The organism is Tritonibacter sp. SIMBA_163 (assembly GCF_046535935.1).
GTDB lineage: Bacteria > Pseudomonadota > Alphaproteobacteria > Rhodobacterales > Rhodobacteraceae > Epibacterium > Epibacterium scottomollicae.
The window spans coordinates 1-414 of the sequence record NZ_JAWJBP010000139.1 but is presented as its reverse complement, the minus strand read 5'-3'; the positions used below and the strand labels follow the sequence as shown (position 1 = coordinate 414).

The 414-nt window shown below is 63.5% G+C and carries 1 protein-coding gene; it reads right to left on the bottom strand.

The annotated features are described in order from the left end of the window. Positions 1-401 (bottom strand): putative glycolipid-binding domain-containing protein (locus R0J92_RS21800; RefSeq protein WP_411053177.1); only part of this gene is annotated, 401 nt, incomplete at its 3' end. Positions 402-414: the final 13 nt, after the last annotated feature.

The window sequence follows — 414 nt, the reverse complement described above, 5'->3', positions numbered from 1 at the left end:
GGCACGTAAAGCATGTCGAGCTGTACGGTGCCGCTTTCCGGCGTCAGGCCAAGGCGGCGGATGGGCAGCGTGTTGGTGAAGGGGGTTCCCGCCAGATCGATATCGATGCAGCCGTCGAATTCAGGCAGTGCATCGCCAGCCATCGTGTTCCAGTGGCCGGCGCCATCGGAAACCAGCTCCAGCCGGTGGCCGGACATGGTTTCGATCAGGAAATGAAGGACATGCCAGGCGCTGTTGCAGTCGATGCTGTAGCGTACGCCGTAGGGGGCGCCGCCGCGATCGCCAATCACCACGCTTTCGGCACGGATCGTGCGGCCGCTAGGGCCGAGATTGAGATGTTCGAGCCCTTCTCCTTCCAGCGGACGCCAGCGCGCAGCGGTCGGGAGAAGGGCACGAAACATGATCGGCGCTTAG